The sequence below is a fragment of the Corynebacterium sp. HMSC28B08 genome (genome assembly GCF_001806865.1).
GTDB lineage: Bacteria > Actinomycetota > Actinomycetes > Mycobacteriales > Mycobacteriaceae > Corynebacterium > Corynebacterium auriscanis.
The window spans coordinates 6,673-28,867 of the sequence record NZ_KV786168.1 but is presented as its reverse complement, the minus strand read 5'-3'; the positions used below and the strand labels follow the sequence as shown (position 1 = coordinate 28,867).

16 protein-coding genes are annotated in these 22,195 nt (G+C 59.1%); 12 read left to right on the top strand and 4 right to left on the bottom strand.

The features are described 5' to 3' along the window. The first annotated feature begins 113 nt into the window (after positions 1-113). From HMPREF3098_RS06725 to HMPREF3098_RS06675, 11 genes are all read left to right on the top strand, one after another. Positions 114-1,532, top strand: a complete 1,419-nt coding sequence (locus tag HMPREF3098_RS06725) for a hypothetical protein (protein WP_070434503.1) — start codon at positions 114-116, stop codon at positions 1,530-1,532. 118 nt (positions 1,533-1,650) lie between these two features. After that, positions 1,651-3,102, top strand: coding sequence for a bifunctional UDP-N-acetylglucosamine diphosphorylase/glucosamine-1-phosphate N-acetyltransferase GlmU (gene glmU / locus HMPREF3098_RS06720; protein ID WP_035115800.1), 1,452 nt, complete (start codon positions 1,651-1,653; stop codon positions 3,100-3,102). A 250-nt stretch (positions 3,103-3,352) separates the two neighbouring features. After that, positions 3,353-4,324, top strand: a complete 972-nt coding sequence (locus HMPREF3098_RS06715) for a ribose-phosphate diphosphokinase (protein WP_035115802.1) — start codon at positions 3,353-3,355, stop codon at positions 4,322-4,324. A 618-nt stretch (positions 4,325-4,942) separates the two neighbouring features. Then, on the top strand, positions 4,943-5,617 hold the full coding sequence (locus HMPREF3098_RS06710; RefSeq protein ID WP_035115804.1) for a 50S ribosomal protein L25/general stress protein Ctc: 675 nt from the start codon (positions 4,943-4,945) through the stop codon (positions 5,615-5,617). A 135-nt stretch (positions 5,618-5,752) separates the two neighbouring features. Further along, the gene (pth, locus tag HMPREF3098_RS06705) at positions 5,753-6,478 is read left to right on the top strand and encodes an aminoacyl-tRNA hydrolase (protein WP_083284279.1); all 726 of its coding nucleotides are present in this window, start codon (positions 5,753-5,755) and stop codon (positions 6,476-6,478) included. 91 nt (positions 6,479-6,569) lie between these two features. Continuing rightward, a complete protein-coding gene (locus tag HMPREF3098_RS06700) occupies positions 6,570-8,225 on the top strand; it encodes a peptide chain release factor 3 (protein ID WP_070434502.1) in 1,656 nt (551 codons plus the stop codon). Between the two features lie 282 nt (positions 8,226-8,507). Continuing rightward, entirely contained in the window at positions 8,508-10,733 is a 2,226-nt protein-coding gene (locus HMPREF3098_RS06695) for a catalase (RefSeq protein WP_070434501.1), read from the top strand. A gap of 130 nt (positions 10,734-10,863) precedes the next feature. Next, positions 10,864-11,526, top strand: a complete 663-nt coding sequence (gene pth / locus HMPREF3098_RS06690) for an aminoacyl-tRNA hydrolase (RefSeq protein WP_070434529.1) — start codon at positions 10,864-10,866, stop codon at positions 11,524-11,526. Between the two features lie 109 nt (positions 11,527-11,635). Continuing rightward, positions 11,636-14,041, top strand: a complete 2,406-nt coding sequence (locus HMPREF3098_RS06685; RefSeq protein ID WP_070434500.1) for an MMPL family transporter — start codon at positions 11,636-11,638, stop codon at positions 14,039-14,041. After that, positions 14,041-14,757: a TetR/AcrR family transcriptional regulator gene (locus HMPREF3098_RS06680; RefSeq protein WP_070434499.1), complete on the top strand. Its 717-nt coding sequence runs from the start codon at positions 14,041-14,043 to the stop codon at positions 14,755-14,757. Before HMPREF3098_RS06685 ends, HMPREF3098_RS06680 begins: the two co-directional genes overlap by 1 nt. Positions 14,758-14,957: 200 nt before the next feature. Beyond that, a complete protein-coding gene (locus HMPREF3098_RS06675) occupies positions 14,958-15,683 on the top strand; it encodes a nicotinamide mononucleotide transporter family protein (RefSeq protein WP_070434498.1) in 726 nt (241 codons plus the stop codon). A gap of 758 nt (positions 15,684-16,441) precedes the next feature. On the opposite strand, the gene HMPREF3098_RS06670 is transcribed toward HMPREF3098_RS06675, so the two are convergent. The 4 genes from HMPREF3098_RS06670 to HMPREF3098_RS06655 form a co-directional block, all read right to left on the bottom strand. After that, on the bottom strand, positions 16,442-17,491 hold the full coding sequence (locus tag HMPREF3098_RS06670; protein WP_070434497.1) for an enoyl-CoA hydratase/isomerase family protein: 1,050 nt from the start codon (positions 17,489-17,491) through the stop codon (positions 16,442-16,444). Positions 17,492-17,805: 314 nt separating this feature from the next. Beyond that, positions 17,806-18,795: a polyphosphate kinase 2 gene (ppk2, locus tag HMPREF3098_RS06665; RefSeq protein WP_070434496.1), complete on the bottom strand. Its 990-nt coding sequence runs from the start codon at positions 18,793-18,795 to the stop codon at positions 17,806-17,808. A gap of 568 nt (positions 18,796-19,363) precedes the next feature. Beyond that, positions 19,364-20,854, bottom strand: a complete 1,491-nt coding sequence (locus tag HMPREF3098_RS06660; RefSeq protein ID WP_070434495.1) for an L-serine ammonia-lyase — start codon at positions 20,852-20,854, stop codon at positions 19,364-19,366. Between the two features lie 50 nt (positions 20,855-20,904). Next, the gene (locus HMPREF3098_RS06655) at positions 20,905-21,231 is read right to left on the bottom strand and encodes a putative quinol monooxygenase (RefSeq protein ID WP_070434494.1); all 327 of its coding nucleotides are present in this window, start codon (positions 21,229-21,231) and stop codon (positions 20,905-20,907) included. A gap of 342 nt (positions 21,232-21,573) precedes the next feature. Between HMPREF3098_RS06655 and HMPREF3098_RS06650 the strand changes: the two genes are divergently transcribed. After that, entirely contained in the window at positions 21,574-22,173 is a 600-nt protein-coding gene (locus HMPREF3098_RS06650; protein WP_070434493.1) for an Ltp family lipoprotein, read from the top strand. Positions 22,174-22,195: the final 22 nt, after the last annotated feature.

The following is a 22,195-nucleotide window of genomic DNA, read 5'->3' as shown; positions in this document are numbered from 1 at the left end:
GTGTCGTCAAAATGTCGTCATTTTTGGTGGAGTTGAGGGTGTCTAGCTGGTCAGACGCTGTTTGACTCTAGGTTCGAGTCCTGGTGGGAGAGCTTCCGCTAAGGTTCTCCGTTATGTGGAAGACCTTTACGCACAAGCTCATCGGCACTCCCCCGAAGTCCGATCTAGAGCACGTTGAAGAAAACGCCGGGCGCTACTCCCTCGGCTTCGGAGCCCAAAACATCGGAGACCAGATCGTCTCCGCCAAAACCGTACTGCCCTGGTTCTTGGGTCTCGTTGGCTCCCCCGCGTGGGTCACTCCGCTGCTGGTCCCCATCCGAGAATCGGGTTCCATGCTCCCCCAAGCCGCTCTTCGCCCGTGGATCCAATCGCGCTCGCGCCGCCTTCCGCTGCTTCTATTGGGTTCAGCCGGCCAGGGCCTCGCGTGCGTTTTCATCGCCCTCACTGCGATGTTCGCCCGAGGCGCGCTCGCCGGAGTGCTGGTTCTCGCCAGTTTGGCCCTTCTCTCACTGTGCCGCGCATTAGTTTCACTCACCAGCAAAGACATCTCGGGGCGCACCGTCCCCAAGGGTTTCCGCGGCCGCCTGACGGGTTTCGCCACTACACTCTCCGGCGGTGTCGCGATCATCGTGGGCATCGCCCTGCAGGCCCTGCACGATCGCCTCACCCCTGGGCTCTTCGCCGTTCTCTTCATCATCGCTGCGGCCTCGTGGGGCCTGAGCCTGTGGTTTTTCAAGGGGATTCGAGAGCTGGGCGGGTCGGCGTCGGTTAAAAAACAAGTGACCGAAGAAACAAAGGACCAACAGCAAGCCCAGGAGGCCATGCAAACCCCGTCCGCGTACGTGCGGGAGGTCGTAAAGGATATTCGGGAACTCTTGGCCGGGGACCGGAACTTCCGCGCGTTTGTGCTGGTACGAACTCTACTGCTGACCAGCGCACTGTCCCCCACGTTCCTGGTGGCTATGGCTGCGGATAATCAGCACCGCGCGGGGAATTCCATCGCGGCCACGCTGTTCACTGGACTGGGCACGTTCGTCATCGCCTCGGGGGTCGCGTCGCTACTGGCGGGTCGCATCTCCGGTTGGCTATCTGATGTATCCAGCAGGAATACCCTAGCCGGCGCCGCGTTGCTGGCCACCGTTGTCCTTATTGTCACGGTCGTTTTGGCTTTCTTTATATCTTTATCCGACGCCACCACGTCCCCCTCCTCCACCCCCCACTGGTTACCGCAGGCACTGATGTGGTGGTTGCCTGTGGCATTCTTCGTCGTTTCGCTTGCTCACGCCGCGATTCGTGTGGCTCGGTCGACTTACGTGGTGGATATGGCCGAAGGTGATCAACGTACCCGGTATGTCTCCGTGGCCAACACCCTGATGGGCGTACTGCTTCTGTTGGTGGGCGCTTTGACCTCGCTGCTGGCTGTATTCAATCCCGTGTGGCCCTTGGCGGCACTAGCTGCCCTGGGACTGTTGGGCTCAGTATTGGCCAAGCGCTTGCCGGATGTCTCCGCGGATAAGAACGCGCTGGGATAACTGAATCGCGCGCGTTCGCGTAGTTGCCGAAGCTGAAGTTGGCTAGTGTGGAAAGTCTAAAACCGTTATCGAAAACTAAAGTGCCGAAATCTTCGAAAAATCAAGGACGTTGAAAACCATGGCTAATTCTCCCGTTGCAGTCGTTGTCCTCGCTGCCGGCGCGGGCACCCGCATGAAGTCCAAAACCCAAAAGACTCTGCACGCCATCGGAGGGCGCACCCTGCTCTCCCACAGCCTGCACGCGGCCGCTGCCATCAACCCCGCTTCTATCGTGAGCGTCATTGGCCACGGCCGCGACCAGGTCGGACCCGCAGTTGAAGCTATCGCCGAAGAGCTGGGCCGACCCATTGCCTCCGAGGTCCAAGAAGAGCAAAACGGAACCGGCCACGCTGTGCAATGCGGCATCCGCAGTTTGCAGGATTTCGAAGGCACAATTGTGGTGACCAATGCAGACGTGCCTTTGCTGACCGCAGACACGCTACGGGGCCTAGTCGATGCGCACACCCAGGTACCTACCGCCGTGACCGTTCTTTCCGTGCACCAAGAAGACCCCACCGGTTACGGTCGAATTATTCGCACTGAAGATGGCGAAGTCACAGCCATTGTGGAAGAAAAAGATGCCGATGACGAGCAGAAGGCTATTACCGAGGTTAACTCTGGTGTATTCGCCTTCGATGCCGCGATCCTGCGCAATGCTCTGGGGCAGTTGGATACTGACAACGCCCAAGGCGAGCTGTATCTGACGGACGTGCTGGGGATCGCCCGCACCGAAGGGCATCCAGTGCGCAGCCATATGGCTTCGGACGCCCGGGAACTGGCCGGTGTTAACGATCGTGTTCAATTGGCTGCCGCGGGTGCCGAGCTGAACCGTCGAACCGTGGAAGCCGCCATGCGCGGTGGCGCTACCATCGTTGACCCATCCACTACCCGCATCGATGTACAGGTTGAGATTGGCCAAGACGTGACCATTTTGCCGGGAACACAACTCCTCGGCACCACTGTGTTGGGTGACGATGTCACGGTCGGTCCGGATACAACCTTGGACAACGTGAAGGTCGGCCGCGGCGCAGAGGTCATCCGCACCCACGGTATCGATTCCACCATTGGCGAAGAAGCCAACGTGGGCCCGTTCACTTACCTGCGTCCGGGAACTTCCTTGGGCGAAAAGGGCAAGCTCGGCGGCTTTGTCGAAACGAAGAACGCCACCATCGGGCGTGGCTCCAAGGTTCCTCACCTGACTTACGTAGGCGATGCCACCATCGGTGAGTACAGCAACATCGGTGCCTCCAGCGTGTTTGTTAACTACGACGGCGTGAACAAGCACCACACCGTAGTTGGCGACCATGTACGCACGGGATCGGACACCATGTTCATCGCGCCCGTCACCGTCGGCGACGGCGCGTACTCCGGCGCCGGCACTGTCATCAAGGAAGATGTTCCCGCTGGTGCCCTGGTTGTTTCTGGTGGTCAGCAGCGCAACATTGAGGGTTGGGTCCAACGCAAGCGTCCGGGAACCGCTGCTGCGGAAGCGGCAGCTGCGGCGAATAAAGATCAACCCGAAGCGGAATAAGGCGAACAAACCCGATAGAACCGCACAGTCTCGACGATGCCGACTCAACGATGCTGTCTCGACGATGGCAACTCAACGATTCAGTTCAACTGATTCAGCCTCAACGATTCTGTCTCAAGCATCTTTCCTTGAGTATTCTCCATAGAATATGCTGCGTGCCCCCGTTTCTTGTTGGAAGGCTGGGCACACACCTATCATGAGAATGCTTAGAGCAAGTATCTGAATGTAGGCGCCAGGAAGGCCAGTTTTCGTGTCAACCACACATTGGATCGACAACCAGAAGAACCTCATGCTGTTTAGCGGCCGGGCACACCCGGAGCTGGGGCACGCCGTTGCTCGCGAGCTAGGCATCGAGGTCACCCCAACAACTGCCCGCGATTTCGCTAACGGAGAGATCTTCGTTCGTTTCGAAGAGTCCGTGCGTGGTTCTGATGCCTTCGTGCTGCAGTCCCACCCTCAACCACTGAACAACTGGTTGATGGAACAGCTCATCATGATCGATGCGCTGAAGCGTGGCTCCGCTAAGCGCATCACCGCAGTTCTGCCGTTCTACCCTTACGCTCGCCAGGACAAGAAGCACCGCGGTCGCGAACCGATCTCCGCCCGCCTGGTTGCTGACCTGCTGAAAACTGCTGGCGCGGACCGCATCGTTTCGGTAGACCTGCACACTGATCAGATCCAGGGCTTCTTCGACGGTCCAGTCGATCACATGCACGCCATGCCGATCCTTACGGACTACGTTAAGAAAAACTACAACCTCGACAACGTTTGCGTGGTTTCCCCCGATGCCGGCCGCGTGAAGGTGGCAGAGAAGTGGGCCAACGTGTTGGGCGATGCTCCACTGGCCTTCATCCACAAAACCCGCGATGTGGACGTAGCCAACAAGGTCACCGCTAACCGCGTTGTAGGCGATGTGAAGGGTCGCACCTGTGTGTTGCTTGACGACATGATCGATACCGGTGGCACCATCGCCGGCGCCGTCGGCGTGCTGCGCGAAGCCGGTGCTGAGGATGTCATCATCGCCACCACCCACGGCGTATTCTCGGGTCCAGCCCGCGAGCGTCTGAGCGAGTGCGGCGCCCGTGAGATTATCACCACCGATACGCTGCCTCAATCCACCGAGGGTTGGGACAACCTCACGGTCTTGTCTATTGCACCACTGGTTGCGAAGACCATTCACGAGATCTTCGAGAACGGCTCCGTTACCACGCTGTTCGAGTAAACCTTCACGGGCGGCGAAGGCGGCCAGTTCTGCAGCTAGCGCGTGCGCGGGCAGACAACCCGATGGTCCCACCCAGCCCAAACCACTAGAGCAACGATGAGTTCCGCATCGTTGCTTTTCGTGATTTTGGCCCCTCCCCCATACCCCTGTAATATGTGGACTTGATCTCGGCGAGGGCCGGTACCGATAGCTCAAAGAAAATGCCCGAACAAGTCCGCCAGCAGCGCGCTTGCAAGGTACATTCCACGGGTTGGACGTACTAGCCGTTATCGGCGCGACTGAATAACCCCCACTAACTACAAACTTCAACTTCTCTGTGGCTGGATATTGGACTTCCGGCAGGTTGGCGAAGATGTGTGGGAACGCTTTCACGCCGCGAGAGTTCGCGGCTTTTTTCATGCCCGTTTTCGTTCCTCTCACATGGGAGAACGCACGAGAATCGAGCAGGAACAGCCCAAACCCTTGCGCCCGTGGCACCGAGTTCATGACAATGAAGGCTAGGATCTCCGCCTTGCGCACGCTGAACCCCAGCGCTGCACAAGAGCGCGATTTTAGCACCACACGTTTAAAAAATGCCCCGCCTGCGCGGGGCAACCAACTTGTTAAAGGAGACCAACAATGGCTGAATTGACCCGCTTGAAGGGTGAAGTCCGCACCGAGTTCGGCAAGGGCGCTTCCCGCCGCCTGCGCCGCGAGTTCCGCGTCCCAGTGGTTGTATACGGCAACGACCTGGACCCATTGCACGTTCACGTAGACATCCTGGAGCTGCAGGCCATCCTGCGTAACGAGGGCGTTAACGCCGTTATTGAGCTCGAGGTTGAGGGCCAGGATCACCTGGTCATGATTAAGGCCGTGGATCAGAACGTTCTGACCCTTGACGTTGACCACGCTGACATGCTGAACGTCAAGCGCGGCGAGAAGGTCGAGGTTGAGGTACCGATCGTCGTTACCGGCGAGTCCGCTTCCGGCTCCCAGGTCATGCAGGATGCGGATACCATCCTGGTTCTGGCTGACGTTTTGGACATCCCAGAAGAGATCGAGGTCTCTGTCGAGGGCAAGGAAATCGGCGATCAGGTTCTGGCTGGCGACCTGCAGATCCCAGGCAACGCAACCTTGGTTTCCGAGGAAGACGTGCTCATCGTCAACATCATCGAGCCAATCGAGGAAGAGCTGCCAGAGCCAGGCGAGGAAGGCGAGGTCTCCGAGGAGGAGGCTGCCGAGGGCGAAGCCCCAGCTGGCGAAGTCAACGAAGACGATTCCGCCGATGCCTCCGAGGGCAAGGACGAGGAGTAATTCCCTCTTCTTCCCTTCTTTTCTTCCCGACGCCCCGCGCCGTCCCCTCGTGAGTAATCCCCCGGTTACCGAGGGGGTTTGGGGAGCGTAGGTGCGCAAAGAGATCCGAAGCTGTCATGTGAGATGATTACTCGCATGGCAGCTTCTCGTGTTTCTTCAGGTGCCCGTACCTCTGCTTCCCGTGGCTCCTCAGGCGCCCGCAGTGGCTCTACCTCCCACGGCTCCTCAGGCGCCCGCAGTGGCCCTGCTTCCCGCGGAGGCGCAGCTGATGGCGCTTCCAACCCTTGGTTGGTGGTGGGGTTAGGCAACCCCGGCGATAAGTACGCGGCTTCGCGCCACAACGCGGGTTACCTTGTTATTGACGAACTGCTGGCAGATTTGCTCCCCGCACCTGGCTCATTGGCGCAGCACCGCAAAACTAACAGCTTGATCTGCCAAACGCGCTTTGGCGAGACCCCCGTTGTATTGGCCCGTCCACGCACGTACATGAACGAATCCGGCAGCCCAGTGGCGAACTTGGCAAAATTTTTCAAAGTACCCGCCCATCAAGTGATCGTGATTTACGACGAGTTAGATCTTGACCCCGAAAGAGTACGAGTACGCATGGGCGGTGGCGATCACGGCCACAATGGGTTGCGATCGATCACCAAGGCCATGGGCACGAAAGACTACGCGCGGATCGCCGTGGGTATTGGACGGCCGCCTGGTCGGATGGATGTGGCGTCGTACGTATTAAAACCATTCAGCAAGGCCGAAAATGCCTGGCTGCCTATAGCCGTCGCCGACGCAGCTGATGCCGCCCGTGCCTGTGTGCAACAGGGAGTGGAAGCTGGGATGCGTTATGCGGAGTCCAGGGGCTAAGGCTCGCATTAATCCCCCGCGGGCCTGCTGGGTTACCATGTTTGAGGCGTAAATCCCCCCACTTCCCGATCTTGAAGGACCAGCGTTTTACATGAGTGATACCAGCACGATCCAATCCGAGGCCACGCGGCGCAGGACCTTCGCCGTCATTGCTCACCCGGATGCCGGTAAATCCACGCTCACGGAAGCACTCGCCCTGCACGCGCACATCATTAAGGAAGCCGGTGCCGTGCACGGTAAGGCTGGCCGCAAATCCACGGTCTCCGACTGGATGGATATGGAAAAGGATCGCGGTATCTCCATTGCGTCCTCCGCACTGCAGTTTGAGTACGCCCCCGAGAATCACGAGGGCGAACCGTACATGATCAACCTGGTTGACACACCAGGTCACGCGGATTTTTCGGAGGACACCTACCGCGTGCTATCCGCTGTTGATGCCGCGGTCATGCTCATCGATGGCGCCAAAGGTCTGGAGCCACAAACGCTGAAGCTGTTCCGCGTGTGCAAAGCCCGCGGTTTGCCCATCGTTACCGTGGTCAACAAGTGGGACCGCCCGGGACGCACCCCGCTGGAGCTGGTTGACGAGATCGTCAATGAGATCCAGCTGCAGCCCACGCCCCTGTTCTGGCCCGTGGGTGAAGCCGGCGATTTCCGCGGACTTGCCCGCATCAACGAAGACGGCGAAGCCGAAGAATACATCCACTTCGAGCGCACCTCGGGTGGTTCTACCATCGCACCCGAGGAGCACTTCACGCCTGAACAAGCCCTCGAGCGCGAGGAAGACGTGTGGGAAACCGCGGCCGAAGAAGCCGAGCTGCTGGCCGCCGACGGGGCTATTCACGACCAAGAGTTGTTCCTTGAGTGCACGACGTCCCCCCTCATCTTTGCTTCGGCCATGTTGAACTTTGGCGTCCACCAAATTTTGGATACGCTGTGCGAGCTCGCCCCGGCCCCACAAGGCCGCGCCTCGGACGAGAAGGCTCTGCAAGCCGCGGCTGGTGGCAACTCTGCAGCTATCGCGGAGTTCCGGGAGACCGACGAAGAGTTCTCCGGCGTGGTCTTCAAGGTGCAGGCGGGTATGGATCGCAACCACCGCGACTCGTTGGCATTCATGCGCGTAGTTTCGGGAGAGTTTGAACGCGGAATGCAAGTCAGTCATGCTCAGTCCGGCCGGGCGTTTTCCACGAAGTACGCACTGACTGTGTTCGGACGTACGCGTTCCACGGTAGAATCGGCCTTCCCTGGAGACATCGTGGGCTTGGTCAACGCGGGCTCACTGGCCCCGGGTGACACGATCTACGCGGGCAAAAAGGTCCAGTTCCCGCCCATGCCTCAGTTCGCGCCGGAGCACTTCCGCACGCTGCGCGCAAAGTCACTGGGCAAGTACAAGCAGTTCCGCAAGGCGCTGGATCAACTGGACTCAGAGGGCGTAGTACAGATTCTGCGCAACGATGCCCGCGGTGATGCCGCCCCCGTCATGGCCGCGGTTGGCCCCATGCAGTTCGAAGTGATGCAAGCACGCATGGAAAACGAGTACAACGTGGAAACGGTCACGGAACCAATTCCCTACTCCGTGGCTCGGCGCACCACCCCCGAAACCGCACCAGAACTAGCTAAGCAACGCGGTGTAGAAATCTTCACCCGCACCGACGGCGAACTGATTGCGCTGTTTGGCGACAAGTGGAAGCTGGCCTTCATCGAGAAGGAACATCCCGAGTTCGAGCTGTACACGCTGGTCGCGGACTAGAAGGCGACCCCCGCAGCATCGGCCTGCGCTCAAGCCCGGGGCGAGTTGGTCCTTAAGGTCGTCACAAAACTAGCAAAGCTGCTGCTCAGCCAGAATCCCGCCCGCATCTCCCCACGGGTGGGGCGAATGAAAACTTGTTGTCGCACTCTGTGGGAATCGGTACCGTCGGAAACTAACGGCAGGCAGGTTCACGCGCGTGAAGCACATACTTCTTGCGCATGAACCCCGCCACCACAACTGCACCGCTTAATCACCGATACCTCATTGAGGAGTGACACTCTGATGAGTTCTTCCACACCATCACCAAAAGAAAACGACAAGAACGTCGATACCACGGGCATTGCCCCGTCCCCTTCGGGCCACACGCCTGAAGTGCAGGAACCAACCACCCCCGTAGATCCGCCACAACCCAATTCGGATCAGGGATCCCCTGAGCCCCGTAGCGCCACCGGATGCCCATTCCACATCGGTGCAGGCGAAGCAGATCCTCGCCACCAGCAGGGTCAGTACATGACCAACAGCCAAGGTGCTCGCATCACCACCGCAGATCACTCTCTGCGGGCTGGCGAACGCGGCCCTGTGCTGATCCAGGATCACCAGCTGCGCGACAAGCTGCAGCACTTCGATCACGAGCGCATCCCTGAGCGCGTTGTTCACGCCCGTGGTGCCGGTGCCCACGGTACTTTCGTTTCCAACGGTAAGGGTGCAGAAATCTGCCGTGCACGGGTATTCGACAAGGGCGAGGAGACCCCGGTCTTCGTCCGCTTCTCCACAGTGGCCGGGTTCCGTGGCTCCATGGATACGGCCCGCGATACCCGCGGTTTCGCCACCAAGTTCTACACTGCCGAAGGCAACTGGGACCTGGTGGGCAACAACATTCCTGTGTTCTTCATCCAAGACGGCATGAAGTTCCCTGACGTTGTGCACTCCGTGAAGCCCGAGCCAGACCTAGAGATCCCGCAGGCTCAGAGTGCGCACGATACTTTCTGGGATTTCGTGACCCTGCACACCGAGGCCACCCACCACACCATGTGGAACATGTCTGACCGCGGCATCCCGCGCTCCTTCCGCATGATGGAAGGCTTCGGCATTCACACGTTCCGTGTGACCAACCAGGACGGCAAGACTCACCTAGTGAAGTTCCACTGGAAGCCACGGCTGGGCGTGCATTCCCTGATCTGGGAGGAAGCTCAGCTAGCCGGCGGTTTCGATCCAGACTTCCACCGCCGCGATCTATCCGATGCCATCAAGGCCGGCGCTTACCCGGAGTGGGACTTGGGTGTGCAAGTTTTCGAGGACACCGAAGACGAGATGTTCGAGGGCATCGACTTGCTGGATCCCACTAAGTTGGTTCCAGAGGAGCTGGCCCCAGTCACCATCATCGGCACCATGACCCTCAACGCGAACCCCACCAACTACTTCGCGGAGACCGAGCAGGCCACCTTCCACCCAGGCGTACTGCCTCCAGGAATCAACGTCACCGCGGATCCATTGCTGCAAGGTCGCCTGTTCTCCTACTCGGATACGCAGCTCAACCGCCTGGGTGGCCCGAACCACGGCCAGTTGCCGATCAACCGGCCACATGCGCAGGTCAATGACAATCAGCGCGACGGCCGTGCCCAGCAGGCCATCCACACGGGCAAGACCGCGTACAGCCCGAACTCCCTGGAAGCCAACAACCCGCTGCCGGCGGAGGAGAAGTTCACGCGTGCTGATGACAACATCGGCACCTTCGTGGACCCGGAGGTCATCGTCGCGAAGTCCACGCAGACTCGTCGCAAGCCAGTCAGCTTTGAGGACCACTACACCCAGCCTGCGATGTTCTACCGCAGCTTGACCGAAACCGAACAGCAGCACCTGATTAGCGCTTACACCTTCGAGCTGAGCAAGTGCTATGAAACTCCGATCCGTCAGCGCGCAGTCGACGTGCTCGCTCGCGTGGACCGGGGACTCGCAGATGCCGTAGCTGAGGGCCTGGGTCTGCAGGTTTCTGCGGATGCGCCGGCCGAGGTGGGTTCCGTGGAGACCAGCCCCGCACTGTCCCAGCTGGGCAAGACTTACCCGGTCGACGGTCGCAAGGTGGCCATCTTGGCCGATGACAGCACTCCGGCGGAAGCTATTCAGCCGGCCGTGCAGGCGATTGTGGATGCTGGGATGACGCCCCTCGTGGCCGCCACCACCGGTGGTGCCTTGGCCGCTGGTGATTCCACGGGTCAGGACGTGCCGGTCTCCCGCACCTACACTGCGGCTCGCTCCATCGAATTCGATGCGGCGATCGTGATCAGCCTGCCCGATACGCCTGAGACCAACACGCTGGTCGAGGAGCTCACGCTGCACCTCAAGGCCATCGCCGTACTAGATAACGTCCAGCCCGCCGAGGGTCAACACGCACTGCGCAAACTGGTAGAAAACACCCCAGCTGGCGTGCAGCTAGTAGCCGATGCGAAGGCCGGCGTGGATGCCCTGGTTCCTCTTATGGAAAACCACCGCGTCTGGGAACGCGCCTAAGCACCTCCCCTGCCGAGACCTAGTGCTGGTCGCAGCACATTTTCGAACCTCAATCGCCTAACGAAGAATTAACACCTAGGCGGTTGAGGTTCCCTTATGCCCAAGAATGCCCGCCGCTATCATGTATGAAATGAGCATCAAGGGACTATTCAGCAAGCTGTTCGGTGGGCAGCGCGGGGCGTCGACCCAAGAAGTGCGAAAACCCCCACCAGAGTGGATCGTCATCGGCCTCGGTAACCCCGGCGCGAAATATGCCACTACTCGCCACAACGTGGGTTACATGGCTTCCGACTTCTTGTTTGAACAATTGAATACCAGCGCCTCCCCGTTGGATTACCTCAAGCCGGTCAAGGGACAGCCGTTCACCGAGGCTCGGGTGCAGCTGGGGGCGCACCCGTTGGCGATTATCCGCTCCACCACGTACATGAATGAATCGGGCGAGGCGGTCAAGGCGGCATCCGAATACTACGGTGTGGCACCGGAGAAGATCATTGTGTTGCACGACGAGCTGGACATCGCCCACGGGCGGGTGCGCGTGAAGTTGGGGGGTAATGAAAATGGACACAACGGGCTAAAATCCACGACGGCAGAGTTGGGGACCCGCGATTATGTGCGGGTGCGAATGGGGATCGGCCGACCGGCCAAGGGGCAGACCGTCATCAACCACGTGTTGTCCCCGATTGCTAGCGGACCGGAAACGGATGCACTCATTACGGAGACCGTCCGGGCCGTGGAATTGCTTGTCACGGTTGGTCTACAGAAGGCTCAGCACGAAATTCATACAAAAAAGTAAACTTGCAGCTGTTGTGCAAAATTGCATAGGTCGTGTAACCTTAGGCGGTAACTTGACCCGGAGGCCTCCGGGTATTCCCTTTTTCGTCTCTTAAGGAGATCCCGCCCCTATGGCAAAACTGCTGTACAAGATAGGCCGCGGTGCCTACGCAAACCGCTGGAAAGTACTGGCACTGTGGTTGTTAATTCTCATCGGCGTGGGAGTCGCCTCGGCTACACTCCAGAAACCAACGAGCACATCGTTCACTATCCCCGGCCTGGAATCAGTTGAGACACAACAGGAACTGAAGTCTCGGTTCAACACCGAGCAGCAAGACCAGCTCGAAGCTCCCACTGGAAAGCTCGTCATCCAAGCGCCACAGGGCAAAACCTTGGAAGATAAGGACGTTGCTCAGCAGGTAGACGAACTGACCAAGGCGTTGCAGGGTGAAAGCTACCTCACGGAGAAAGACAAGATCGTATCCCCCGTGTTAGCAGCAACGGGCATGGAGACTCAACTGGGTAAGGCCAAGGCCGCCCAGGGCATGCCCAAGGAGCAAATTGCGGAGGACCTCAAGGCCCTCAGCCCGTTAAGTGAGGACAAAACCACGGGCCAAATCGACGTCGCGTTTGATGCCGAGAAGGCCATGGACATCGAGCAGGCCGACAAAGACAAGTTCGGTGAAGTAGTCAACGACCACAAGGGTGAACTCAAGATCGGCTGGACCGGCAATGCTTTCCAGGCCGGAGGCCAGATGGATGGCAAGGCAGAGCTCATCGGCATGGCCGTGGCTGCCATCGTTTTGATCGTAACCTTCGGCTCATTCGTAGCCGCTGGCTTGCCACTAGTGACGGCCGTGACGGGCGTGGGTACGGGCATCGCACTCGTTTTCGCAGCTACCCGCTTCAGCGACAGCATTAACAACATGACTCCCACCTTGGCCTCCATGATCGGCCTAGCAGTCGGGATCGACTACGCACTGTTCATTCTGGCGCGCTTCCGCAACGAGCTCGTCGCCCACGTTGACGGTTCGAACTTGGAGCCAAAAGACCTCGCCGATAAGCTCAAAACCATCAGCTTCCGCGAGCGCGCCCACCTCGCCGGTCTAGCGGTGGGCAAGGCCGGTTCTGCCGTGGTATTCGCCGGCTTGACCGTGCTCATCGCCCTAGCGGCACTGACCATCATCAACATCCCATTCCTCACCGCCATGGCTCTGGCAGCAGCCGGCACCGTCGCTATCGCCGTCGTTGTTTCCATCACTTTGTTGCCCGCCATCATTGGCGCAATCGGAACGAAGGTATTTGCCGGCCGCGCACCCATCGTGAAAGCTCCGGATCCGGAAAACGACAAGCCCACCATGGGCCTCAAGTGGGCCCGCATCATCCGCAAGCGCCCCGCCCTATTCCTCATCGCAGGCGTGGTAGTACTCGTGCTCCTAGCTATCCCCGCCGGTCAGTTGCGATTGGCGATGCCCAGCGACGGTTCCACGAAGCTAGGGTCCCCCACACGCACCGCCTACGAGATGACTGACGAGGCCTTTGGCCCAGGGCGCAACGCACCGATGATCGCCCTACTGGACTACCAAAATGTAGACAAGGCCCAGCAGCCGAAGGCAACCCAGGAAGCGCTCACAACCATCGGGGACATCGAAGGCGTGGACAACGTCCAAGTGGTCGCCACCAACGGAAACCCAAAGGATCCGCGGGACCTCGGCGATGCGGCGCAACTACTAATCACCCCGTCCTATGGCGCTACGGACGCCCGCGCGGCGGATGTTCTGCAGGCCATGCGCGATGCCGAAGGCCAGTTCCACGCAGAAACGGGTGCCGACTACCGCATCACGGGTGTAACCCCCATGTACGAAGACATCTCGCAACGACTCTCCGATGCGTTGCTGCCGTACGTTGGAATCGTCATTCTACTGGCATTCCTGCTGCTCATGGTGGTATTCCGCTCCATCTGGGTACCACTGGTCGCAGCCCTGGGATTCGCCCTTTCCGTTGCAGCCACCTTCGGTGTGACCGTTGCTCTGTGGCAGTTGGGCTGGGGTGGCATCGTCGCAGATCCACAACCCATCATCTCCTTCCTGCCCATCATGCTCATCGGCATCGTCTTCGGACTTGCGATGGATTACCAAGTGTTCTTAGTCACCCGCATGCGCGAGGGCTGGACCCACGGCAAAACACCCGGCAACGCGGTATCTAACGGTTACAAGCACGGCGCTCGCGTGGTCACCGCCGCAGCACTGATCATGATCTCGGTCTTCTCCGCATTCATGCTGCTCGATGAACCATTCATTAAGGTCATGGGATTCGCACTGGCTGCGGCCGTACTGATCGATGCCTTCATCGTCCGTATGACGTTGATCCCCGCCATCATGTACCTACTGGATGAACGAGCCTGGAAGCTGCCGAAATGGATGAATCGCATCCTGCCCAAGGTGGATGTGGAAGGCGAAAGCCTACAGGGCCTGCGCCCGACTGAAGAGGTAGCCGATGAAACCAGCGGGGCGTCGGCAACTAAACTGGCAAAGTGATGAAACCCGAGCCCACCCACAAAGGCCCCGCTGCACCAACTAGCAGCGAGGCACGTTTGGGGTTGCGCGACCGCAAGAAAGCGCAAACCCGCCGCAAGCTGGCTGAGGCAACGGTGGAAACTATGCTGGAACACGGTGTGGACTTCGCGACTATTACAGCAATCTGCGAGCGAGCCGAAGTTTCCCAACGCACCTTCCACAACTACTTCCCGCACCGGGAAGCAGCCGTGGTGCACTTCTTGGAAAACATGCTGCGGTGGTTCTGCGAAGAAGTTGGATCTACCCAAAAGGGTCTAGCCCCCTTGGATCTTGCCGAATCTCTCGCTAAACGGTTCTACATGAATCCAGAGCAGCCCTTGTACAGCATGTCGGCACTGGGCCGACTCGTCGGCGTAATCCACAGCTTGGATATCGACGAACTACGCGACCAAGTGCAACAGGATTCGGAAGAATGCTTCAGCCCGAGCGTTCGCTTCATTGCCCCACTGGTGGATGCGTTTTGCGATTATTACGAAAACCGCATTGATCGATTTACTGCAACTATGCTGGTCAACACCATGTTGGCCATCTGCCACACAGTGTGGGAACTACAACAAGATCCCGCCCTTTCGCGCGATCGCAGCGCAGAAACCATGCTGTCGCGCAGTTTCACCTTGTTGCGGCAGGGGTTTTCTTTTACCGACGCCCCCTCGGCCCCCCACTCCCCACCTCACTAGCACTATTGCGCTCGCCCGCCCCCGGTTTCCAGGGGGCTGTGCACGCCACCATTGTTGCAGGAGGCTGTGCAGGCCGCCATTGTTGCAGCGGGCTGTGCACGCCGCCATTGTTGCAGGAGGCGGTGCACGCCGCCAGTTTGCCAGGGGGCTGTGCACGCCACCATTTATACACCCCACACACGAAAGCACGAGGTTACACGATGGAAGGATCCTTCCTCACCAGCCTGCTGAACGCCACATGGACGATTGCCGGAGCGCCGATTCTTGTGCGCGAAGTCATCGGCAACCTGTTTGGACTAGCTTCCGCCGTGGGTGGGATGCGACGCGTTGTGTGGGCGTGGCCCGTGGGGATCATCGGCAATCTACTGCTGTTTACCGTGTTTTTGGGCGGGTTATTCCACACCCCGCAAAACCTGGACCTGTACGGCCAGGCCGGCCGCCAAGTGATGTTCCTCATCGTTTCGATCTACGGCTGGTGGCGGTGGTCCCGGGCGCGCCGGACGGGCTTGCAAGAACCCGATCACACGGATCCCAGCCGGTCCATCGTCTCCGAACCTCATGAGGATGCGGCGGCGGTTCAGCCACGATGGGCTACGGGCAAGCAGCGATTGGGCATGGCCGTGGTCGCCGTGTTCGGCACCGTGGTATGCGCGTTGATCTTCCAAGCGCTGGGTTCCTGGGGCCCATGGGCGGACGGGTGGATTTTCGTAGGTTCGCTGCTAGCCACGTACGGAATGGCGCGCGGCTGGACGGAATTCTGGCTGATCTGGATTGCCGTGGACATCGTGGGCGTGCCCCTGTTGCTCATGGCGGGGTACTACCCCAGCGCAGCCCTGTACGTGGTGTACGGGCTGTTCGTCGCGTGGGGTTTCGTGACGTGGTTGAGGGTACAAAAGGCGCCGGCGGGGCGGCCGGCGCAAGGGTAAAGTCGGAGCGCTTGGCCAAACGCGCTCGCTAAGTTCGGCGGGGCGGCCGGCCACAAGGGTAAAGTCGGAGCGCTTGGCCAAACGCGCTCGTTAAGTTCGGCGAGGCGGCCGGTGCAAGGGTAAAGCGCCGTGCGAGGCTAGGCACGGACCTCCCCCAATCACCGCGTAGATGCATCTGCGAACATAATAGCCTTACTTGTACATAAAGAAACCTCAACAAATACATAACCTAACCGACGCGCTACCGCTAATGTAATTAACGTTTAGACCCAGAGGTAAGGGCTCCACTTCCCCTTTAGCCCCGCCGAGCTCCCCCCTCAGAGTTTCGCCCCGCTAAGGCTCCCCCTACAGAAAAAGGAAACCCTGGTGTTGAAGCGCGCTATTACCGTTGCCGCAACCGTCACCGCCCTGTCCGGAGTGATGGTTGCCCCACCCACGCACTAGCACACACAATGTGCAGCAGAACTCCGACAAAATGACGCGTTTTTGTTGGACTTCTGCTGCACATTTATCCTTCAGCTCAAGAAATCCGGCAACGGGATCAATGCGAGAACACCGGCAACGGGGACAGGGCACCGCCCACGCACAAGTTCACACCCCGCCGCCCACCAACACCGGGGCGTCCGAGAAAGCCACCAACACCGGGGCGTCCGGGAAAGCCACCAACACTGCAAGAACCGCCCCGCCCCCAACACTGCTAGAACCGCCCAGACCCAGCGTGCTGGGCCGGATTACCTACCCCAGCCCAAGGGCTCGAGCTACTTCAAAAGCGCCCGCCACTTCTCCACATCAACCTCCGCAGCATTATCCGGGCGGAATTTCGGGGTGCGGTCCTTGTCAATGAGGACAGCTCGCACTCCCTCGGCGAAGTTCGGTTCGCGACGCAGGGCGCTACCGACGGCGAGCTCATTGTCCAAAGCCGTTCGCAAATCCACCTCAGCGGCGCGGCGGAACATTTCCACGCAGGCAACCAAGCTAGTCGGGTTACAGCTCTGCAACTGGTATTTCACATGTTTAACGAAGTCGTCCAGGTCGGCGTCGGACGTAGTAAAACGCCCCAACCGCCGTTCGATCTCCTGCCACGAGTCACCCGAGAACACGTCGGAAATCCATTCGGCGTACGTGATCATGCCGGAGTGTTCCAGATCCAGCGATTCCGGGCTCACAGAATGCGTATCGAGTGCCTCGAGGAAGCCCTGGTTGCGAACGTCCTCAAAAAACGCCTCGGGCTTAGCAATCAGGTTGGTGGCAAGGCCCGTCTCCATCATGTCCGCGGCGTTCATGCGCCACCCCGTTGTACCTGCGAATACTCCCATGGCCACAGGGTTCTTGGCTTTCATGTGGGTTAAAACGTGGCTGATTCCCACATCAGGTACAAAACCAATATTCATTTCCGGCATCGCTGCTACCGTTGTGGGCGTGGCGATCCGATGGGAGCCGTGCATGGAAATACCCATGCCACCGCCCATTACATAACCCTCCATCACCGCAGCGACGGGCTTAGGGAAATTCGCTAAGCGGTAGTTGAGGTCGTACTCATCAGCGAAGTAGCGGTCACCCGCGGCGTGGTTATTCGCTAAGTCTTGCTCCCGAACCCAACGCACGTCACCGCCCGCGCAAAACGCGCGAGGCGATGAGGAGCAAATGATGTATTGACCGACCGAATCGTCGGATTCATACTGGCCAAAAGCTTCGTGGAGCGCCAGGATCATCGTGTGATCCAGCGCATTCAGCGCCCGCGGTCGGTCCATTTCAACGATCGCGGTGTTGCCTTCCACCCGGGTAGTGATGACATCAGCGGTACTCATGGAACCTATATTCTCACGAGCACGGCCGTTCGTGCGGACAAGCCCCTACCTAGCCGCGGTTAGAGGCAGTTGGATGCGGTTGGATTCACCTGCGCGCAGGGAGGGGCTTCTTTTATGCAGCCGAGACTGGCCTGCTCACGTAGGGCTCCCCAGGCACCCCATCAGAGGACTAGGCACCGACGCCGCAGCCGGACAACCGCAAGGCCCCGCAGCTAGGCACCCCCACCAGGGGACCAGGCACCAACGCCGTCGCCGGACAACCGCAAGGCCCCCGCAGCCAGACACGGTTTAACCGCCCGGCCAGAGACCGGCGTTTACTTCCCGCCCGACTTCTTAGCTGATTTCTTGCTGGCTTTCTTGGCGGATTTCTTCGTGGGCTTCTTCGCCTTCTTATCCGATTTCTTCTTGGACTCCTTTACAGCCTTTACATTGTCGTTGGCCTTCTTCCCCGCCTTCTTTACGCCAGCTGCCGCATCTTCGCGCGCCTTCACCCGGTCCTTTTCCAATTCCGCAGCCGCATCTGGCACGTAGCGGAATTGTGTACGGGGTGGGCGCTCGTAGTTCGAGGTCGACTCCGGCCGCTCGGGGATCTTGGGGATGTTCTTTTCTACGTATTCCCAGGGAATCGTACTCAGCAAGTGCGTGATCACGTTAATGCGCGACCGCTTCTTGTCCTCGGATTCCACGGTGTACCACGGTGCGGACGGGATGTCTGTGTGGACGAACATCTCGTCCTTCGCGCGGGAGTAATCCTCCCACCGTGTGATGGATTGCAGGTCCATTGGGGACAGCTTCCATTGGCGCATCGGGTCCGACTGGCGGGACTTGAAGCGGCGCACCTGCTCCTCATCGGACACGCTGAACCAGTACTTGCGCAGCAGAATGCCGTCTTCTACCAGCAGGCGCTCGAAAATGGGAGCTTGGTGCAGGAAGCGACGGTATTCGTGGGTGGTGCAAAAACCCATCACGCGCTCTACGCCTGCGCGGTTGTACCAGGAGCGGTCGAAGATCACGATCTCGCCAGCGGTCGGCAGCTTTTCGATGTAGCGCTGGAAGTACCACTGTCCTTGTTCCCGGGAGTTCGGCGCAGGTAGAGCCTCCACGCGGCACACGCGGGGGTTGAGGTATTGAGTGATGCGCTTAATCGCGGAGCCCTTACCGGCCGCGTCGCGTCCCTCCATCACGATCACGATGCGCGCGCCGGTCTCCACGACCCACTGCTGCATCTCGACTAGTTCAGCCTGCAGCTTCTCCAGCTGGTCTTCGTAGGCTTTTTTATCCAGTTTCGGTAGGGAGGAACTCATGGTTGTTAATTCTACCTGTGCATTCGCTGGCAACCCTAATTGTTCTTTTAATGTCTGGGGATGGCGCGGCTATCGCTTTTCTGGTGGAACGACGCCCCGCTGCTCCCTTTCCCTTCCCTTCCCTGCACGCAGAGCACCCCTGGGTTCGGGTTACCCGTGCCGTCCCTGTCACCAGCGAATCACTGGTGCGCTCCCCCAAAGCGAACCCGCGTGGCGACAAAACGCCCACCACCCACGGACAAGCCCGCACAGAGGCTCACGCACAAGCCCGCGCACTCATTCACACAATGTGCAGCAGAACTCCGACACAATCGCGCGTATTTGTTGGACTTCTGCTGCACATTTTGGATTTCAGCACTCGAATGCCGCCACCCGCAGGGCACCCCTGGGTTCGGGTTGCCCGTGCCGTCCCTGTCAGCGACGGGGCGCCTTACTATTTCCGCACTGCCACGCCAGCGCTACCTCCTCCGCATTACCTCTTCAGCGCTACCTCTTCCGCATTACTACTTCCGCACTACCACGCCATCGCTACCTCTTCCGCCTTATCACTTCCGCACCCCAGTGCGTCCTAGCACTCAGGCACGTTCACCGCCACGTTTACTGCCAATCCCCCGCCCGCGGTCTCCTTGTACTTCGACGACATATCAGCACCCGTTTGGCGCATGGTCTCGATGACCTCATCCAAGGTGACATGATGCTCTCCGTCGCCACGCAACGCCATCTTCGCAGCGTTAATGGCTTTACCGGCGCTGATTGCGTTGCGCTCGATACAAGGAATCTGGACCAATCCACCGATCGGGTCGCAGGTTAGGCCCAGGGAGTGCTCCATCGCAATTTCCGCGGCGTTCGCAACCTGACGGGGGGTTCCACCCAGCACCTCGGTCAATCCGGCAGCGGCCATGGATGCAGCCGAACCGACCTCCCCTTGGCACCCCACTTCGGCACCCGAAATGCTGGCGCGTTCCTTGTACAAAGATCCCACGGCACCGGCCGCCAGCAAAAACCTGCGAGCAGTCTCCTGTGGGTCCGCCTTGCCCGAAGCCGTAAACTCCCGTGCGTAGAACATCACGGCAGGGATAATGCCCGCCGCGCCATTCGTGGGTGCAGTTACCACGCGCCCACCGGCCGCGTTTTCCTCGTTAACGGCAAGAGCAACGAGGTTTACCCAGTCCTCCGAGAACTCCGCAGTCCGGTTTGGATCTTCCTCCTGTAACTGGTCGTACCAGCGCTTAGCGCGGCGTCGAACATGTAAATTACCCGGCAACAAGCCGTCAGAAGAGATCCCACGTTTAGTGCAATCCTGCATAGCCTGGGCAATCTCATCCAACTGACGATCAATCTGTTCATCGCTATAGCGCGAGCGCTCGCACTGTCGCTGCACCGTGCCAAAGGAAACACCCGCTGCTTGCGCTAAGGAAATGAGCATTTCGCCAGATTCAAACACCCAGTCTCCCGTGATTTCACCGAGAGTGGGGGTTTCTTCCTCCGTGCGAATAAATCCCCCGCCGATGGAGTAATAGGTTTGTTTGAAGCAGTTGTTGCGATCCTCCGGAATGCCCAGGAATGTCACCGCATTCGTGTGGATAGTTCGGCGGACGGCAGGGCGCAGAATGATATCTTCAAAACCACAGGTCACGGGTAGATTTTTATCCCCCGCGAGGTAAATGGTGCGAGTTTCACGGATCTGCTTGATGCGCGTGGCCATGTAATCGGGATCCACCGTGGCTGGATCGCAACCATCCAAGCCCAACAAACACGCATCCAACGTACCGTGACCCAAGCCAGTGGCAGCCAGCGATCCATAAAGGATGACCGAGATCGCCCGGCCCACTGGGCTTTCCTCGGAGGTTACCGGGGTGACCACTCCTGCGATCTTCCCCTCTGTGACAGGTTCCAAGGCGGGGAATGGGTCGGCCGTGGCGACGCTCCCAACTTCGGTAGCTAACCATTGTTTGCGCAGCTCAGTAGCGAAAGTCAACCCGGCGCGCATCGGGCCAACCGTGTGAGACGAAGAAGGCCCCACTCCGATCTGGAAGAGATCAAAAACGCTGACAGTCATGGTGGCCAGTGTAACGACTCTTCGAGACACGGGACGGAGAATTTCGGGGCTTAGCTTTCCACCTGGAACCCAGCCATGCGATCCCACTCCGTCTTGCCTTCCAGAGTGATGTTAATGATCTGAGGTGTTTCCTTCAAGACCTTCGGGAACATCTCCGTGGCCTTCTTGAAGTGATCAGAATTGACGTGGGCTTCTGCCGCGTCATCCTGGAACCCCTCGATCAAGATGTACTCGTCTGGGTTGTCCGTATTCCGGAACCAATCGAAGAACAAGCAGCCGTCTTCCTTGCGAGTAGCCTCCGTGAATTCCGCAACAACCTCACGGAAGTTTTCTACGTGCTCTGCCAGTGGCTTGAATCGAACGTTAATAAGAATCATGCTGCCGACTCTAGGCCGTCCCCGGCCGGGCTTGCATCATCACAGGTCAGGAGTTCCGATGCCCAGCCCAAGCAACACGTTCTGCGAAACCGGGCGGTGAAATTTTCGACACCGTGAGACTCCGAGACAGTGAAAATCGAACATGTCTCAAAGCGATGTCTGACTTCGGTGTGAGAATGATGCTGTGGTTAAACGAAGCCAGATTCCTTCCTTTTCGGTGAAGGCTCCAACTCACGTGAAACCACCCAAGACCCATCCGCATTCACACACCACGATGCGAATGCGATTCCCCCTCGGGCATCATGCCCACCTGAAAGTTATCCACAGAAAGGTTCTGGACAAATGAACACCCGCCGCGTCATCGCCACTACTGGATTCACTATGACTGTGCTCCTAGGCGCCTGCAGCTCTCCGGAGCCCACTGCAGCCCCCGAGAGCACAGTCGCCAGCACAACGATGGAAAAGCTTCCGACTCCCCAAGGCGCAAAACCTAATCCAACCCTAGGGGCTGCCTCCGAACACGGCACCGATACGTTCGTGGGCTCGAACCCTCCGCAGGTCAATCCAGCGGCGCAACCCGAACCATCCACATCAACCAGTAGCGGCACGCCCGAATTGAGTTTTGGCGATAGCTCTTCTGCCGAAGACAACTCTTCCAACCGAGAGCACCGAAATGCGCTCATCAAGGCGGAAAGCTACTTGAGTACCATGCCGTTTTCGGCATCGGGTTTGCGCAAGCAACTGGAGTATGAGCAATTCCCTGCAACCGCGATCGATTACGCCATGGCGAACATCACTGTTGATTGGAACCAGCAGGCCGTGTTGAAGGCCCGCTCTTATGACAGCACTGGCCTCGGGCTGTCCGACGAAGGACTTGTCGATCAACTCATCTACGAGGGATTCACTCCAGCCCAGGCGCGGTACGGTGTGGACAACATGTAGGTTCACCACTGACTGTTATTTC

Excerpts from the sequence above, each read along its gene's own strand:
- HMPREF3098_RS06725 (WP_070434503.1), top strand. The coding sequence starts at position 114 with ATGTGGAAGACCTTTACGCACAAGCTCATCGGCACTCCCCCGAAGTCC.
- glmU (WP_035115800.1), top strand. The coding sequence starts at position 1,651 with ATGGCTAATTCTCCCGTTGCAGTCGTTGTCCTCGCTGCCGGCGCGGGC.
- HMPREF3098_RS06710 (WP_035115804.1), top strand. The coding sequence starts at position 4,943 with ATGGCTGAATTGACCCGCTTGAAGGGTGAAGTCCGCACCGAGTTCGGC.
- pth (WP_083284279.1), top strand. The coding sequence starts at position 5,753 with ATGGCAGCTTCTCGTGTTTCTTCAGGTGCCCGTACCTCTGCTTCCCGT.
- HMPREF3098_RS06700 (WP_070434502.1), top strand. The coding sequence starts at position 6,570 with ATGAGTGATACCAGCACGATCCAATCCGAGGCCACGCGGCGCAGGACC.
- HMPREF3098_RS06695 (WP_070434501.1), top strand. The coding sequence starts at position 8,508 with ATGAGTTCTTCCACACCATCACCAAAAGAAAACGACAAGAACGTCGAT.
- pth (WP_070434529.1), top strand. The coding sequence starts at position 10,864 with ATGAGCATCAAGGGACTATTCAGCAAGCTGTTCGGTGGGCAGCGCGGG.
- HMPREF3098_RS06685 (WP_070434500.1), top strand. The coding sequence starts at position 11,636 with ATGGCAAAACTGCTGTACAAGATAGGCCGCGGTGCCTACGCAAACCGC.
- HMPREF3098_RS06680 (WP_070434499.1), top strand. The coding sequence starts at position 14,041 with ATGAAACCCGAGCCCACCCACAAAGGCCCCGCTGCACCAACTAGCAGC.
- HMPREF3098_RS06675 (WP_070434498.1), top strand. The coding sequence starts at position 14,958 with ATGGAAGGATCCTTCCTCACCAGCCTGCTGAACGCCACATGGACGATT.
- HMPREF3098_RS06670 (WP_070434497.1), bottom strand. The coding sequence starts at position 17,491 with ATGAGTACCGCTGATGTCATCACTACCCGGGTGGAAGGCAACACCGCG.
- ppk2 (WP_070434496.1), bottom strand. The coding sequence starts at position 18,795 with ATGAGTTCCTCCCTACCGAAACTGGATAAAAAAGCCTACGAAGACCAG.
- HMPREF3098_RS06660 (WP_070434495.1), bottom strand. The coding sequence starts at position 20,854 with ATGACTGTCAGCGTTTTTGATCTCTTCCAGATCGGAGTGGGGCCTTCT.
- HMPREF3098_RS06655 (WP_070434494.1), bottom strand. The coding sequence starts at position 21,231 with ATGATTCTTATTAACGTTCGATTCAAGCCACTGGCAGAGCACGTAGAA.
- HMPREF3098_RS06650 (WP_070434493.1), top strand. The coding sequence starts at position 21,574 with ATGAACACCCGCCGCGTCATCGCCACTACTGGATTCACTATGACTGTG.